Genomic DNA, 17,394 nt, shown 5'->3' on the forward strand with positions numbered 1-17,394 from the left:
TGGATTATTAATTTTCCAACATTACTAGCTAATTCAGGATATTTAAAAGAATTTAAACTGAATAAAATAATGTTGTGCTTAGCAATTAAATTACCTAAACTATTATCATTACCCAAGCTAGTGTTAAGTTGTTGTAAATAAACATTTAATCGATGCTGTAACCCTTTAATATCATGTTCATTTTCAATGAATGATTTTAAAACATCATATTCATTTTCATGTTTATCAACTAGTTTTTTTAATTGTTTTATTGGAAAGTATTTAACAATATTTTCAAAAGTTATCGGTATTGATTTGTTAATTAAAATTTTAATTAACAAAAGCAAATAATTATGAGCTATTGCTTGATAATGAGCTTCTGAAAAATTAAATAACGACATAATTTTATCAGCGAGAATGACATTGTTTTTTGTAGCTAAGGGATTATATACATTATCACATCCAATTGATCAAATAAAAGCATTATTATCAATTGTTTTAATTTTATCAATTAAGTCCTCATCGCCTTTTCCATCAATAATAATAATTTTTTGATTTAATTTATTTTTAAGTTGGCTAATGATAGTTAGGGCAGTTGTGGTTTTTCCATAACCAGTTCCACCAACAATTAAAGTATGTTGTTTTAATTTTTCACTTATTAAACCAATTTTTTTATTAAGAAAAATTATGTTTTTTCTATCGATAATTTTAAGTTCTCTCATTATACTATTTTTGTTTTTGTTGATTTTTGTCTTACAGTTTCCTTTATTTTTTATCTTTAAATGTATTAAAAAAACCAAGTAACCAACGAGAGTTAGTATAGTTATTAAAAATGAATATCACAAATTATATTTCATTTTTAATGCAACCATTCAGTTATCAACACTAATATCTTTTAAAACAAAAAATGAGTATATTACAGCTATTATCATTCAAAAAAGAATAAAGAAAATTAAAAAAACAAATGCTTTAATACTTATTTTAATTCAAATTTTATTTGGCATTATAGTTACTCCTTTCTTTTGTATAATTTGTGTCACAAATTATACTTTTATTCTGTATGTCCTATTAAATCTATTTCAGCATCAAGCTGTAGCACTTGAATTGGTAATTGTTGTTGTTTTGATACTTTAAATCAAAACTTACCTTTATTAGCGTTTGAAATATATGTTTTAACTGCTTCACTTAATCCGCCATTTTGTTTATACATATTGTCTAGTTGATTTAAATCTTCAGGTTGCATACCCCCAACTAATCAATATGTGCAGTTATTAATAATCCCAGTAAATTTCTTTTTGATATTTTCTGTGCCAGTAAAGTCATTAATATTTTGGGTGATAATAATTAACGAACCACCATATTTCCTAATTCGTTTCATGGTGTGAAATAAGAAATCTAAAGCAATTGGATTATTTTCATTAGCAAGTAAGTGTGCCTCATCGACAACAATAACTAGCTTTTTATTTTCTTTATGCTTTTCACTTCGTGCTTTAGTAGCAACCATTTCTTGACCAAGTAATCTTAATATTAATAACATTTGCACATTAACTATTTTTTGATTTTCGCCATTTGTTAAACCTTGTAAATCAAAACAAGTAAAATTAGTAGCTTTTCATTTAAACTTTGTATGCCCATTTCAGTACTTTGCATAAGCTCCTTGTGTTAATGATGTTAGTTTTGATTTTAAACTATCAAATTTCAGTATCTTTTCTTTATTTTTTTCTTCCTTTATTTTCTTACAAATTAATTTGTATAAGTCATTAAAAGTAGGAAAGTCTGTCGATTTTAAATTATTAAAATCACTACTTGGTAATATTTTTTGATTAAAATAAGTTTCTTTAATCAATTCAATTAAAAGCGTTAGTACCTCATCGTTTTCAGTTAATTTAGGAAATAGTAAGATAAAAAATGTTTCTAATAAAGATAGTTGGTTATTAAATGTATCAGCGTTATCATCTTCTTCATTTAATTTATAAATTTCTAGAGGATTAATAATGTTTCCTTTTGAACCAGAGGCATCAATTCATTCTCCGTTTAATTTTTTAGTTAAATTTTGATATTCACGCTCAGGATCGAGAATAAATATTTTAGAGTTTCGATAAATAAGATTTGTCAAAATCTTTTTAGTAGTAAATGACTTACCACTACCACTCTCTCCTAAAATCAACATATTTTTATTTGGTCTTTCGCTAGATTTTTGAAATAAATCTCATAGCACTGGTTTACCTGAGATTGTTTCTGCCAATAAAAAACCTTTTTTGTCATTAAGTGGCGTATCAGGAATTGGGAATGATGTAGCAAAAGTATCACAAGTCATCTCGATACTTGTTTCTTTACTAATTAAATTAAATCAACAATAACTTGCAAAAAGCGCTTGTTGTTGTAAATAGTGTAAATTATCATACTTTCAGCCATTTATAACAGCTAAATCATTTAATTCTCTTTTTACATTGGCTATTTCTTTTTTGTTTCCTAAAGCAATAATGAAAATAGAAATATCTTTTAAAACATCAATATCATCGATAATAGCTTGTTGCTGATTTAAAAATGCCTCTTTGTATTGTTCAGCCACTTGTTTTTGACTAGTTGTTTGGGCATAAGCATCAGCATTTGTTTGAATTTTATTAAAAGCATTATCTAATTGTTTTTGTGCTTTAATTTTACTAATCGGATTTAAATTAACACAAATGTTAACATTACTTAAACTGAATAAATTACTTAATCAAAAGTAATTTATCTGTTTTGGCAAATTATTAATTGTTCATATAAATCCACTATCTAATTTATTTTTAATTTTAAATTTAGTGGCAATGGGCTTAATACTGTTATTATTAAAATTAAAATCTTTTCACATCTTTTGTAGTGTGTTGTTATTTAATTTTTCAATTAATAAATTGCTAAATGCTAAAGCATTAGTTACTGATTTTAATTGCGAAATTACTTGTTGTTCACTTTTGGCAGTTCAAACAATATATACTGCTGGCGTAGTTAATAATGTCGTTGTCTCTATTGCCTCTAATTGTTCTATTTGTAAATCAAGTAATTCTTTAGCAACTTCACTTAGTTTCTTTTCACTTTTTCCTTTCAATCAACTTGTTTGATTATCAAAACTATAATTAACATTTGTTTTAATAATTTTGCAAGGCAAAGTAATAGTACGTAACAAATTAGCAAATTCAGTTATCAATGTTAATTGTTGTTGTTCATTAAGTAACTGTAAATTAGTTGATTGTATTTTAATCCCGCTAAGAAAAAGATTTTCATTTAGATGTTTTAATTTTAGTACCTCATCGTTTTCAATTAATTGAAAGTTGGGCATTACTATTATTGCTGGTTTTCAAAAACCAACAGCAATATATTTTAATGCCCTAAAAATTCATTCATAAATTCTTAAATCATTTTTGTCTTTTTGAATTAAAATTAAACCGAAAAATAAAACTATAATTCCTAGCACTATCTTTGGAATAAATAATAATGGCATTATTAAAACAATTAATGCTGATAATCCTAAAAAGAGTGAAAAAATTATAATATCAACAATGTTAACGCCCCTAAATATTTGATAGTAAATTTTCTTTGTACTTTTTGGTAAAGTTATTTTATCCATGGTTGTTTTTATCCTTTCCATCACTTTTTTTCAATTGTTTTTTTAAAGCTTTAGATGGTTTAGCATACTTACTTGCACTATGTTTATTTAAACCAGCATTATAAGATTTAGTGGTTTTTTCTTTAACAATTTTCCCTAAAGCTACAGCTGGTTTAACTGTTTGTTTACCCAATACTTTGGCTCCTTGTTTTGTTCCGTCTTTTCAGCCATGTTTTTGAATTGAATGCTTTGTGCCAGCAATAAATCCTGCTGTAGCTAATACTGAACCTATTGTAGCTTTCGTTGCAAAACCAACAGTTTTGCCAATGACACCACTTGCTAATCCCCCAGCAACTGAAGCACCTATACTAGCGTTACCAAAAGTTTTCTTTTTGCCTCAAACTAATCCTTTACCAACACCAAGCATGCCCAATGTTCCTGCTTTTACACCACTGCTTGCTGCTTTCATGGTACTTAACATACGCATGCCCTCCATTACTCCTACTGTTTGTCCAACCATTGCTGAGAATAGCATTTGAGCATTCAATGTAGCAATTGCCCCTCCAGCAATAAATAATAACTTGAAAGCTGTTTGTCCCATTCAACTATCACTTACTTCTGTTGCTACATTCATCATTAAAGGTTCTAAATTTAAAAATAAAGTTAAACTTAAAACGATACCTAAGGTACTAATAAAGCGACCAATCACTAAGTCTTTTCATAAATTTACTTTTTGTCATTTAGCACCACTTACGGCAGTAGCAAAAATAACAGGTGAAGTTATGTACAACAAAAATAAATCAAACAAACGTTGAATTAAACTTAGTCCTAAGTAAAAAAAGATGACTAAACAAAATAAAGATCCAAACGTTCCTAAAAATAAATTGTAGTTATTTCAATCAGGATAACCACTATCATAGTGTCAATTCTGATGATTTTGTCCATCAGTAAAACCTAAACTACCAACCATATTAGCTAATGTCTCGCCATTAACAAACTGAGGCATTATAATATGTATAATTGAAATAACTGTAAAATTAATAACTCAAAAAAATAACGGTACTAAAACCATCAGTAAAATAACCATAATTACACGATTAGCTAATCCCGCAATAGCGCTTCCTATTCCTTGATTAACCATAGCATGTAGGATAACTCCACCACCAAACAGCACAATTAAAATTACTGAAATTACCAAAAAAATTAAAAATTGTGGTGGCATATTTAAAAAGTGACCATGACTTCCAAAAATTTTATCAACTACTTTTTGTCCTGATAAATAAGTTATGGCGTCTCCTAATCCATGGACAATATACAAAGGTCCTCTCACAAATATGTTATAAAGTAAATCTCAAAAAGCTTCACCAATTCCAAAAACATCTAATAAAGGCATATTCATGATTAAATTATTCCTAACAGTTTAGCAAAAATAATATTAGCGATAATTGATGAGCATAAGAGTAAAGCACATCCCCCAATACTTCAAACCATATGGCGAATATAGTCACCTTTATTTTCTGGATCATTATGGATTTTTAAAGCATATTTTGCTATTGAAAAAACTAAACCAGCACCCCCAAGTGCATATAAAATTGGTAATAATATATTCATTAATTGACTTAGTAATTGTTGAGTTTGTGGGTCAACACTTGCTAAGAAATTAAATACAGATAAAAACATTTTTTTATTTCCTTTCTTCTTTTACTTTTAAAATTTTTAATAATTATTTTTTCTTTTACCTTTACAACATTTACATCTATAGTTATTGCATGTAATACCATAGAAACAATAATGACATGCAGCCATGTCTATTCCATTTGGAATTTTGTCACAACTCATTTTGTTGCTCCTTTCTTTTGTATAATTTGTGACACAAATTATATTTATTGAAAAAATAAAAAAAAGAACCACACAGGTTCTTTTATACATATAACGTAACTTTAATTGCAAAAAATTATATCTAAATATATAATTACTTTGCAGGTTGTGAGAATACGAAGCTTGAACCTGCCGGCAATAGGGTATGTCCAGTACCGCTATTGCATTTTATTTTTAAGTTTTCATCTTGATTATATCACTAAATTATTATAAGTATGTTAAAAAAGTCATTAAAATGCACAGTTAAATTATACAGTGTCTGTCTATTCTATATTTCAAATATTTTCTAATAAATATATGTTTAGTCCAATTAAATATATAATGAAATATTTAAAATTAGTATTCATTTTATTGAATACATTTTTTATAAAAAAATCTGCTCATGAATGCTCAAATTTGTTTCGATAAATTTTTAAAGTCACTCATACTTTATCATTTTCAATTTCTTTTAAAATTTTATTTTCAAAAGTTTTAAAAGAAACTGTATTTTCTTTACTATTAATGTTTTCTAAAATAATAATTTTTCATTTATTGAGTTTCTTTTCTCAAACTAACATTTTGAAAAGTTCTAATTTTTCATTACAGAAATAATTCATTACCTGAACTTCATTAATTATAAATTTTTCTATTGTTTTGGTTAAAGAATAGTCAACTATTATCTTATCTATATTAGAAAACAATTCTTTAAAAATTATTTTTAAATATCATTGTTCATTAAATACTTCTTGCTTTCTAAACTGTGAATAATTTTTTAATATCATAACTAAATCTATAGTAGATGGTCGATATACTTGATTAAACTTTTTACATTCCGATATAACTATATTAAAATTATTATCTATTAAGTTTAAAAATTCATCAATTAACAATGTTAAATTTTTAAATTTTAATTTAAGATCACTTACATTAAAGTTAAATATAGTTTTTAATTCAATAATATCTTTATCTGATAATCATTCGTTTAAATTTATTTTTTCTTGCTGTTTTTTAATAACATCATTATAACCAGTTACATATCCATATTGATAATCTTCTTCATAATTTTGTAAACTTGACTCTTTTAATTTATTAATATATTGAAATAGTTCTTTTGAATTAAATTTTATTTCTGATTCTAACATTTCTTTACGCATATTTAAAATTCCATATCTGTTTTTAATTTAAACTTATATTAATACTTTTCTTGAATAATCAAGTTTGTTACATTTATAAAGTTATTAAGTTGATGATATAAATCCCAAGCTTGGGTTTTTTTTATTAAAATGGTTCAGTTTTTTCATTGATTCAATAATTCTTGATTTACATCATTTTCAGCAGGTTTAGCTTTGGCAAATGTATTACGATATAAATTTACTTTTTGTAAGAAAAGTAAATATTGTTCTGTTTGTTGTTGTGTTAAGAAAGTATTTAATTTCTTGATTAAAACTTTACTATAATTATCATAGATAAAATTACCTTTTCAATCTAAAAATTTAATTATTTCTGTATGCATAATATTTTGTAAATTAAAAAAATAATTGCTTCAATCTTCATCATTCAAAAAATTACGAATTTGTTTTAATTTTATTTTTTGCCCACTGGTAAAATTTGTTTGTTCTAATTCAATCATCATTTCTTGATTATCAAAATTTTTTCAATAATATAACTCTCATCTTAACTTTTCAAATAATTCCTTATTATTGCAGTAGGGGTATCCCACTCTTATCAATTTATTATATTTATTAAAATTTTTCGTTGACAACAAGATATTAATTCATTCTTGACCATTTAAACTACTATGTTTACTATAAAAAATATTATCATAGTCAGAAGCTTTGATGTCTTTCTGATGAGATTTAAAATACTCTTGAACTAATAAATAAGCCTCAGTACGTTTATTAGTTACTTTTGTATATTTTCGTCTTTTAGGATTTAATTTAACGAAATTAACTATATGGTTATATAATTCATTGTTTGTCATAGTTTACACGTCTTCTCAAAATTCTTTGTCTGATTTAGTATAATTTGTATCACTTGTGATATTTTTATTCTTGCTTTTTTTAAGTGCTTTTCTATTAGGATTTTTACGATTATCTATTATTCACTCAATAAATTCTTTAAAACCATAGAAAATAAACATAACAACTCCAATAAGAATAATAAGAGCAATTAAAGAAGCTCATCCGATAAAAACCCACTCAATAATGTTTAAAATACTAAGAACATGATTTATAAGTCAACTGATTAATGCAAACAATCCAGTTCAACCAAGTATTACAATAATTCCTAAAAATACAAGTAACATTATTAATCCTTATTTATGTTTTCACTATATGGTTGATTTTTCTTATTAAAGCGTCAGTAAAGAAAAATACCAACACCTAATGTGAATAAAGCTAGTGGAATACCAATGCCAAGACCCATCTTTAATTGGTAAGATTTAAATGTAGTATTAGCTTGAGATTGAAGAAAATTGTGGTATGATTGTCCGTCAGAAAAGTTGTCAATTTCACTTTTTGTTTGTGGTTTAGATTTGCCATTTAATAATTGGTCTATGCTATAACCATGTAAATTTAATCCAGTTTCTGCATTGTTTATAGCTTCTTGATAATTTCCATTAATATCAGGAATTGTTTTATTAACTCAATCAATAGTATCACTTTGTAACTTATCTAATTCCACAAATTGTTTATAATCATTACTTGTAGCTAAACTAGTAGTTGGTGTTCAAATAACATGTTTTAAATATTTACTAAAATTTAAACTATTTAAATAATCTTTAATTTGTTGAACTTCTGTTTCTGAAGCAAATCCATGTGATGCAATTGCTGAAACCTGATCAATTCATATTTTTTTATTATCATTAATAAAATCATTATAATTACCAATTCAAACACTATAACTATCTAATGTTGATTTATTTGTTACATTACTTGTATCAACATTTAAATCTTTGGGCAATTTATTTAACCCATCAGTTAAATCTTTATTTGCTAAATCTGAAATAGCCTTATCCAAACTATTTTGATTAATAGCTTCTTTAGTATTTGTATCTATATATGTAACTGGGTTTAAAAACTTTTTATACCCATCAACTAAATCATTAATACTGATGTTAAACCCTTTACCCTTTAAAGCAACACTATCATTAAAAGATTTATCTGCATCACTTTGATAATTTTGCAATCATCCCATAGCTTCAGCTTTTTTATCTGGATCACTTAAAGAAACGGTGACATTTAGTTTTGCTGATAACTCATTTAATTGTTGATCATTAAAAGTACCTTGTAGTTTTCAATTATTTTGACCAAGTTCTAAATAACTGTCATAAGTATTACCTACAATATCTAATAAATGGAGATGGTAAGTTCCATCAGTATTAATTAACAAATTTTTGGTGATTTTTTGTTCTTGCCCTGTTACATTAAAATCATTAGTAGAACCATCTACTATTCCAGATACATAGTAACTCTTTTCTAAATTAAACATATCTGAATTTAAACTTATATTTAATGTTGCAGCATGACTGCCTGTACCTTGCTTAGCTCTTGTTTGAATAATAGCATTACCATTAGTATTACCCATATTAGAAACTAACCCAGTAAGTAAATCTGTATCGCTAGTAGTGGTTTTATAATTTAATTCTTTAATTGGATTAATTGAATTTTTAATTAAAAAATTAAAAGTTACTTGTCCGGTAGTAGCATTACCGCCAAATAAGCCAAGATACTGATTACAATCATCTTTATTATTTAAAGTCAAAATTAATGTATGGTCTCCTACATTAATAGGTACATTCATTGAGGGAATTGTTAGAGCATTTCCATCCAAGGTAGCACTTTTTAAATAATTACTTTTAATATCTATTTTTTGTTCATTTTTATAAACAAAACCATTAAATTTATTACCAATATAATCAGGCTGATTTAAAGTTAATAAATTATCAATTAAATCAATCTTATACAAACCATTATTACTATTTGTTCCAACTCAAATAGTTCCATCAGGTGCAATTTTAATTGCAGTAGCTCAAACAGTAATTTCCATTACTTTGTTAAAAGTAACTCCATTATTACTTGTCCTGTAAATTCCATCTCCTGCCCCAACTCAAATAGTTCCATCAGCAACTATGTTAAGAGAATAAATTTTCATGTCTGTTACTTTGTTAAAAGTAACTCCATTATCAGTTGATTTATACAAACTTGTATTTGTTCCAACTCAAATAGTTCCATCAGGTGCAATTTTAATTGCATTAATATTTTGATTGTTTTGTAATCATTCTTTGCCTGACATTGATGTTACTTTGTTAAAAGTTTTCCCATCAGTTGATTTATACAAACCACTGTTATCTCAACCATCACCATTAATCGATACATAAACAAAACCATTTAATGCTATTTCAAGAGTTGTTTTAGGAGCAGTTCCTACTAATTTGATTTCAGTAAGTGTTTTCCCATCAGTTGATTTGTAAATTCCAACTCCACCACTTGCCCAAATTGTTCCATCAGATGCTATTTTTCACGCATTAACAAAATATGGACTATCCATTACTTTGTTAAAAGTTACTCCATTATCAGTACTTTTATATAAACCTCTAGCATCTCCAACTCAAATAGTTCCATCAGGAACAATAATAATACTATAAACATTAACAAAATCAGGATTATTTGTTACTTTATTAAAAGTTTTCCCATCAGTTGATTTATACAAACCACTTTCTGCCCCAACTCAAATAGTTCCATCAGGGGAAATTTCAGTACTATAAATCATTTTAACATCAGTTATATTACTAACAAATGGATTGTCTGATTTAGTTATTAGATCATTAGAATCTATTTTGTTAATAACTTTTACATTATTAATTAATGAGTTAGTAGAACTAACAACAGTAGTACTTAGAGTACTTATCGTTAATAAACTTAGTAGTTTTTTCATAAATTTTTCCCTAAACCTTTCTTTAAAAATAAATTGACGTATTACTTTAGTAAAACACGTCAACATTTTAAAGGATGCCTCAATTTTCAACTAAAATTATATTTTACACAAAAATGTCAGAGGACTAAAACTAGATAGACTTTAACTTGCGGGTAGACCTATTTACTAATAATATTCAATTCAACACAATTTTACCTAAAATAATAAATTTGTCAATTTTATCTATTTTAATAAATATAATTTGTGATATTATTTTTATTGTGACTAACTAGACTTTTGCGGGTAGGGTTAGTCACAATTTTTATTTTAATTATATTTGTATAACAAATTATATAAATATAATTTCTTTTATTAACTCTTCATATGCTTGTTTTTGACGTCAATAATATTTATTATCTCAAATACTATCTAAGTCATTTTCTGTTTTAATAAAAGTATCACTATTTTTAATAATGTTATTAGACAAAAATTTATCTAAAGTTTCATCTTTTAATCAGTTAAAAATAAAACTTGTGTTTTCATTATCTTTAATATTATTAAAAACAATTTTTATTGGTGGTACTTCTCTGTTTTCTTGTCGACATATTTGATTCAAAGTATTTTTTAAATCAACTAATCCTTTAAAACTACCTGAACCGCTATTGATTGGAATAATAACTAAATCAGACAAAATTAAAAAGTTTAAAGCTAATTCTTGAATAGTTGGTGGGTAATCAATTAATACATAATCATATGCATCTAAAGTATCTTTATTAGAGTTGTAAATTGCATCACTAATCAAATATTTATCTTTATCACTAAATAACGTATTAATTAAAGTACTGGTTTTATTTAAGTCCTCACCACCAATAATAATATCAAGATTATTAAATTTACTTTTTTGAATAATTTTAGTAATTGGTATCAAAGAAATTGCTGTTATTAACTTAACAATTGTTTTTGTTTGGTCTACGTCTTTATTTACAAACTGTGTTGAAAGTGTAGCTTGTGGATCTAAATCAATAACTAAAACTTTTTTATTATCTTTAGCTAGTTTGTAGGCGATGTTTTTACAAATGGTAGTTTTGCCAACTCCACCTTTTTTAACAGCAAATGAAATCATTTTCATAATTATTAGTCCTCAACTTTGCCATATCTAGCTTCTAATATTTCATTCATTAGCGTGGTATATTTTCATTTTTTTTCTTTAGCTTCTATTTTAAATTTTTCAACTAATTCTTTGTGACAAGTCATGGGTGGTAATACTTGTGTTCAATCTCTTTTTTTAAATTCCCTAGTATCCTTAAAACTAGTTAGACTATTGATAGCTTCTTTAGTTTCTGGTTTCTTAGTTTGAGTTAAATTATTAAAATCACTTAACTTATTACTTACTTTTGGCATTATAATTACTCCTTTACCTTTTGATATTATAATCATATCACAAATATAATTAATTATATAAATGATTATTTTTATAAAAATCATTGTATAATAAGGAAAATTATATAAAATTACATTAATATAATTTGTTATACAAATATAATTAATATTAATTATAGTACTTGACAAATATATAAGTTAATGTATAATTTATATATCATGAAAATGATGTTCTTAGTTTAACTAAGAGACGAGTTTACCCGAAAGGGTGTTCCTTACAAAAGTAAGGATAGTCATTTAGCCGAAAGGCAGTTCCGCAAGGATCATTCATTGAGTAACTTAGATTTTTAAAATCTATTGGAAAACCCCTTAATTTAAGGGGTTTTCGTTTTATTTGTAATACAAATTGCCATTTGTTCATATAAATATATGTTTTGTTTTTCTTGAATGCTTTTTATGGTTGATTTTTTAACTTTATACCATTTTCCATTTTCAAATTTAATTGGATAATATTCAAAATTATTTTTATTTAGTAAGATTTTATCTTGTCTTGATAAATCAATATAAACGTTTATGTTTTTTGAAAGTTCATTAATAATCAAATAATTATTCATATTTTTAAATCTTGATTTTTCTGTGAATAATGGTATTACTACTCAAGAATTATAAACCTTTTTAATTGGGATAACATGTCTTCATTTATAAGTATTATCATTATAATTATGAATTCTTGCATAATGAATTGTGTATTTAAATATGTTGATTTCTTTTTCAACTAGTTCTTTATTTGTTGCCATTATTTAAAAACTCCCTCAATAATTTTCGTGTTAATTGACTTAATGATATATCGTTTTCTTTACAATATTTTTGAGCTTTATCTTTAAGCTCTTGATCAATTCATACTTGAACTTTTTTATCCATGGTTTTTTTATCCTTTCCATCTCTTTCTTATATTATAATTATACTCCAAAACAGAACATAAATCAATATAAATATAACAAATTATATAAATATAATTTGTTATATTAATCACTAAATATTTCTACTATATGATTATCATTATTCCAATTATATTCATTTATTTGCTCTTTAATAAAGTTAGCCATTTCTTTATTTGGTACAATTCAAATGACTTTATGACCATCTTTTATGTGTTCTCGCATATTATCAAGTTTATCCTCAATACGCTCTTTAGATTTTCTAGTTCTTTCAATTTCAACTCAAGCTTTAGTACCATTTTCATATTCAATAGTCAGGTCAGGATACTTATCTTTTTTGGAATTAAAACGTTTTAATTCTAATTCATTTTCATAATGAACAATATTTGATTGTTTACATAATCATTTAATTGTTATATCTTGATGTTTCAGTTCATTTAATAATAATCTTCTTTTTTTACTTTCTTTGCCTAATCGCCTATTACCTAAAGGAGATAAAAAATAGATATTTTTTCTTGTATCTTGATTAACTAAAATTAACTTTTTTTCTTGTAAAATTCTTAATAATGTATCTGTAGTTCTTACTGATTTTTTTAATAACAATGAAATTTGATATGTATCAAGATAACCCCATTGATTAATAACTTCTAAAATTTTTATTTGTTCCAATTTTACCAACTCCTAATGTATAACCTTTGAAAAAGGTTTTCTTTCTTTTGGAAGCGACTTTGTCGCGGACTTTTCTTTCTTTTGTAAAAGAAAGAAAAGTCTTAAAACACTCACAACGTATGTAGTTGACCCCACATTCGCTCGGTACGTTGTGAGTGTGGGGTCAACTACATTAAAGTACGAAAGTGCTTGTAAGTTGTGAGTGTTTTAAGACTTGCAGTTAGAAAGTATTCTCTATTATTATTCTAATTTAATTATATAATGTTTTAATATATTTTATATAAATATAATGTTTTATTAATATAACTAACTAATTATTAATATCTATATATTATTAATTCATATATTATTCATTAATTATTCATAGTACTTCATTTATGGTATGGCATAGACCAAACCTCAAGTATGGCATAGACCAAACCTTAAAATATCATAATTATATGTTTTGAAATTATATCGTGCCATACTTTTGTTTTTAATGATAAAATTTAATTAGTTTAAAAAATAAAATTAAGGAGTTATAAAATGGGTAGTATTGATAATATTAGTAAAATAGAAAAAAATCAATTTCACAATTTAACAGTTTATTATGCAAATCAGTTAGCTCGAATGAATAGTAAATTTACTTTAGAAGAAGAAAAGGTTATGCATTTAATTATTAGTCAAATAAAACCTTACGAAAAAAATCCAAATATATTTAAACTTTCAAAATTAGATTTTTTTAATAAGTTAGAATTATCTAGTAAAGATAGATATCCTAGATACAGGCATTTAGTTCAAGGTTTAATTAAAAAAACATTTGTAGAAATAACTGACATTGATGGGGAGGAATTAATGGGAGTTGTTGTAACAGCTTCTAAATGACATAAAAAACAATCATTTTTTGAAATTGAAATCAGCAAAATGTTTATGCCGTTTTTAGAACAACTAGTCAGAGATTATACACAAGTAAATTTAGACACCATTTTAAAATTTAATTCAAAACATACTTTAAATTTATATAAATGATTATGCTCTTGATCTGATGATAAGGTATTAACAAAAGGTTCAAGATATATAATAACAAAAGATTTGAAAGAGTTATTTGGTTTAACTAAAGAAGCTTATGTACAAAATGGTAAGTTTAATCGTGGTGATTTTGAAAGACGTACTGTCAATCCTGCTATTGAAGAAATAAATAGCAAAAGTAATTTATCTGTTTCTTATATAAAAAATAAAAAAGGTAACAGGGTTCAAAATTATAATTTTAGTTGAAAAATTAAAGATGAGATACCATCAAAAATCAACAAAAAACATAATATTGAAAGCGATGGAGATAATGGAATAGTATGGGATTAGAAAACCCACAAGATTGTCAAAATTATAATTGTAAATTTCCAAAAGATAAGCCCTTTATAATTAAGGATAATTTTATTATTGAAAAAGGAACATTGTGTAAAAAATGTAAGTTTTGCTTGCTTTGTGGTTGCATCTGTGGGTTATTTAAACTTTTAATTGATAATGGAGTTACTTTTTAAATTTAAGAAGTATAACTATAAAAAAAAGAAAATAATTTTAGATTAAATTATTTTTTAAAGATATGTAAAAAAAATATGAAAAAACCATTAAAGTTTATATAATTAAAATATATTAATTTTTTAAGTACCAGTGCTTAATTAAATAAAATTAAAGGTGGGATATTATTAATGTTAAAGTTTAGTATCAAAGAATTTAAATCTATTGTTAAAGAAATAGATTTTAAAATTTATCCTAAAAAAATAAATTTTATAATAGGAAAAAATGGTTTAGGAAAAACCAATGTTTTAGAAGCTATTAATTGATTTATAAATGGTTCTACTGATAATATTTGTTCACAATCAACTAATTCTAGTTATAAATCAACTGCCAACATTATATTAAATTATAATTTAATTGATTATAAAGTTGATGAAATTACTAATATTATTAGTAATTATAGTGATAACAAAAGTTTATCTGAAATTAATAAGAATTATATTGAAAAAACAAGTGATTCTGCATCATATAATTTTTTATATAATAAAAATGGAGAATTGACAAGTTTGGCAAAAGTAATAGATTTAATGATTAAATCTAAAAAAGATGCTTGATTAGACAAACGTTTTTATAAATATTCTCAAAAAGGCTATTATAGTCTTGATACAGATATTAGTAAAGAATCAATTGAAAAAATGACGGATATGACTTCTGAATTAAAAGAAAAACATATTAATTTATATGAAGATATAAAAAAAGTAGAGAATATGTATAAAGAAAAACCTTTGGTAATTTATATTAAAAATGCTGATTTAGAAAACAAAACAAAATATCAATATAGTATTGATGAGTTTTCACAAAAAGAAAAGAACAAAGATTTTATGGATTTATTAAGATTTTTGGGTGATGATATATTATCTGAAATAAAAAAATTAACACAAATAAATTCTATAGATGAAAACGGTGATAAACAAGCTAATCAAATTATGAAAAAAATTGATAAGAAAGCTAATGAAAAATTAAAAAATTTGTTTTCAGAGTTTGATATATATGGTTATCCTGAAATTAGATCAGTGGGAGCAAAACTTACTATAGAAGTTAAGAGTAAAGAAGATTATGAATATGATGATGTTGAGACAGAATTTAATAGTTCCGGATATAAAGCTTTTTATCAATTAATGATAAATTTAGAAAATGCTAAATATTATGTGCAAACAAAAAGACAAAAAGTAATTATTTTGGCTGATGAACCAGATAAAAATTTACATCCTTTATTACAACAACAATTAGCAGATTATTTAACAGATTTTGCTAAAAATAATCCTAATATTTACTTACTTATTACAACGCATTCCCCCTTTTTATTAAAAGATTTAAATAATATATTTTATATAACTGAACGAACTAATAATTTAAATCACGATGGAAAAAAAGAAGGGTCTACTATATTTACTTTTTTTGAAGCAAAAATGGCTAATAAAAGTAATCAAATTAAAAACTTGTATACATTATTAGTTGCCTCTGAATTATATTCTGATAATAATAATTTATTTTCAAGTTTATCTGAAAAACGAATAGTATATACTAATGGGAATATGGAAATAGATAGAGAATTAAAGAAGCAGTTTGATAAACTAGGTTTTACAGATTTAGTTATTAGACCATTAAAACTTACAAATAATCCAAACAAAATTTTTTCTAACGCAACTATAGTAGATTATTTTACTGAAACTACAAATATCAATAATATTATAGAACTTAGAGAAAAAATTAAAAAAGGTGAAACAATATTATTTCATAAAGCAATTGAAATTCCTAATTTATCTACAAATGAGTTAGAAGAAGAAATAATTAATTAAAAAAAATACTCAATTGAGTATTTTTTTTAATTATAAATGTAATAGTAAAATAACGCGTTTTAAAGGTCATTAGAGCAACGAATTATTTTTTAATACTAAACTACTCATCTAATCTTTTTGAACGGTGATTTTCTCAACAATTTGATTAGAACTAGGCAATAGAAACTGACAATAAATTTCTCCAGTTTTTAAATTTTTTAAATCGTTTGGATGAACAATATATTCTTCGACTTCTCGAATAGAACCCTTGCCGGTTTTATTTTCTTTATCAAACTGTTTTGTAATTTTTTCATTAGTTCTTGTTCCAAAAATCTTAGCAAGATATTCAGCAGTATTTGGGTCTTTAATTTTGTGAGCAATAATGTTAGCTGTATTACCAAAAATAATATCAGCAATATTTTTATTATTTATGTCCAAATCTTTTAATGTTTGAAAACATAAAAAACATTGGTAATTAAAACTTCTACTTTTATTGATTAAATTAATAACTGCATCAGTAGCAAAAACATTGAACTCATCTAAAACAAGATTTACTACTTGTTCTTTAGGTTTAATTGTTGCAAACTCTTTCAAATCTTGGATTATTAATTTTCCAACATTACTAGCTAATTCAGGATATTTAAAAGAATTTAAACTGAATAAAATAATGTTGTGCTTAGCAATTAAATTACCTAAACTATTATCATTACCCAAGCTAGTGTTAAGTTGTTGTAAATAA

Annotated in this window: 16 protein-coding genes; 2 read left to right on the top strand and 14 right to left on the bottom strand. The window is 24.8% G+C overall.

The window, feature by feature from the left end:
- From RDJ14_RS05050 to RDJ14_RS05110, 13 genes are all read right to left on the bottom strand, one after another.
- Positions 1-983 (bottom strand): helicase HerA domain-containing protein (locus RDJ14_RS05050; protein WP_308150275.1); only part of this gene is annotated, 983 nt, incomplete at its 3' end.
- Positions 984-1,030: 47 nt separating this feature from the next.
- Complete coding sequence (locus RDJ14_RS05055; protein ID WP_308150276.1) at positions 1,031-3,586, bottom strand: Mbov_0397 family ICE element conjugal transfer ATPase; 2,556 nt, start codon at positions 3,584-3,586, stop codon at positions 1,031-1,033.
- Positions 3,579-4,964 (bottom strand): Mbov_0396 family ICE element transmembrane protein, encoded by a 1,386-nt coding sequence (locus tag RDJ14_RS05060; protein ID WP_308150277.1) that lies wholly within the window; start codon positions 4,962-4,964, stop codon positions 3,579-3,581. The genes RDJ14_RS05055 and RDJ14_RS05060 overlap by 8 nt, the downstream gene beginning before the upstream one ends.
- A 2-nt stretch (positions 4,965-4,966) precedes the next feature.
- Positions 4,967-5,245 carry a hypothetical protein gene (locus RDJ14_RS05065; RefSeq protein ID WP_308150278.1) on the bottom strand — a complete coding sequence of 93 codons (279 nt, stop codon included), beginning with the start codon at positions 5,243-5,245 and terminating at the stop codon, positions 4,967-4,969.
- A 461-nt stretch (positions 5,246-5,706) separates the two neighbouring features.
- Positions 5,707-6,576 carry a hypothetical protein gene (locus RDJ14_RS05070; RefSeq protein WP_308150279.1) on the bottom strand — a complete coding sequence of 290 codons (870 nt, stop codon included), beginning with the start codon at positions 6,574-6,576 and terminating at the stop codon, positions 5,707-5,709.
- 38 nt (positions 6,577-6,614) lie between these two features.
- Complete coding sequence (locus RDJ14_RS05075; protein WP_308150280.1) at positions 6,615-7,403, bottom strand: hypothetical protein; 789 nt, start codon at positions 7,401-7,403, stop codon at positions 6,615-6,617.
- 3 nt (positions 7,404-7,406) lie between these two features.
- Positions 7,407-7,727: a hypothetical protein gene (locus RDJ14_RS05080; RefSeq protein WP_308150281.1), complete on the bottom strand. Its 321-nt coding sequence runs from the start codon at positions 7,725-7,727 to the stop codon at positions 7,407-7,409.
- A 2-nt stretch (positions 7,728-7,729) separates the two neighbouring features.
- Positions 7,730-10,357: a two-component regulator propeller domain-containing protein gene (locus RDJ14_RS05085; RefSeq protein ID WP_308150282.1), complete on the bottom strand. Its 2,628-nt coding sequence runs from the start codon at positions 10,355-10,357 to the stop codon at positions 7,730-7,732.
- 328 nt (positions 10,358-10,685) lie between these two features.
- Entirely contained in the window at positions 10,686-11,465 is a 780-nt protein-coding gene (locus RDJ14_RS05090; RefSeq protein ID WP_308150283.1) for an AAA family ATPase, read from the bottom strand.
- A 5-nt stretch (positions 11,466-11,470) separates the two neighbouring features.
- Complete coding sequence (locus RDJ14_RS05095; RefSeq protein WP_308150284.1) at positions 11,471-11,737, bottom strand: hypothetical protein; 267 nt, start codon at positions 11,735-11,737, stop codon at positions 11,471-11,473.
- A gap of 353 nt (positions 11,738-12,090) precedes the next feature.
- On the bottom strand, positions 12,091-12,513 hold the full coding sequence (locus RDJ14_RS05100; protein WP_308150285.1) for a hypothetical protein: 423 nt from the start codon (positions 12,511-12,513) through the stop codon (positions 12,091-12,093).
- Positions 12,500-12,637 (bottom strand): DUF6364 family protein, encoded by a 138-nt coding sequence (locus RDJ14_RS05105; protein ID WP_308150286.1) that lies wholly within the window; start codon positions 12,635-12,637, stop codon positions 12,500-12,502. The genes RDJ14_RS05100 and RDJ14_RS05105 overlap by 14 nt, the downstream gene beginning before the upstream one ends.
- A gap of 104 nt (positions 12,638-12,741) precedes the next feature.
- Entirely contained in the window at positions 12,742-13,323 is a 582-nt protein-coding gene (locus tag RDJ14_RS05110) for a hypothetical protein (RefSeq protein WP_308150287.1), read from the bottom strand.
- 525 nt (positions 13,324-13,848) lie between these two features.
- On the opposite strand from RDJ14_RS05110, the gene RDJ14_RS05115 reads away from it, so the two are divergent.
- Complete coding sequence (locus RDJ14_RS05115) at positions 13,849-14,661, top strand: replication initiation protein (protein WP_308150288.1); 813 nt, start codon at positions 13,849-13,851, stop codon at positions 14,659-14,661.
- Positions 14,662-15,008: 347 nt separating this feature from the next.
- Positions 15,009-16,676, top strand: coding sequence for an AAA family ATPase (locus RDJ14_RS05120; protein ID WP_308150289.1), 1,668 nt, complete (start codon positions 15,009-15,011; stop codon positions 16,674-16,676).
- Positions 16,677-16,784: 108 nt separating this feature from the next.
- On the opposite strand, the gene RDJ14_RS05125 is transcribed toward RDJ14_RS05120, so the two are convergent.
- Positions 16,785-17,394 (bottom strand): TraM recognition domain-containing protein (locus RDJ14_RS05125; protein ID WP_308150290.1); only part of this gene is annotated, 610 nt, incomplete at its 5' end.

The sequence above is a fragment of the Spiroplasma sp. AdecLV25b genome (assembly GCF_030913225.1).
GTDB lineage: Bacteria > Bacillota_I > Bacilli_A > Mycoplasmatales > VBWQ01 > Spiroplasma_E.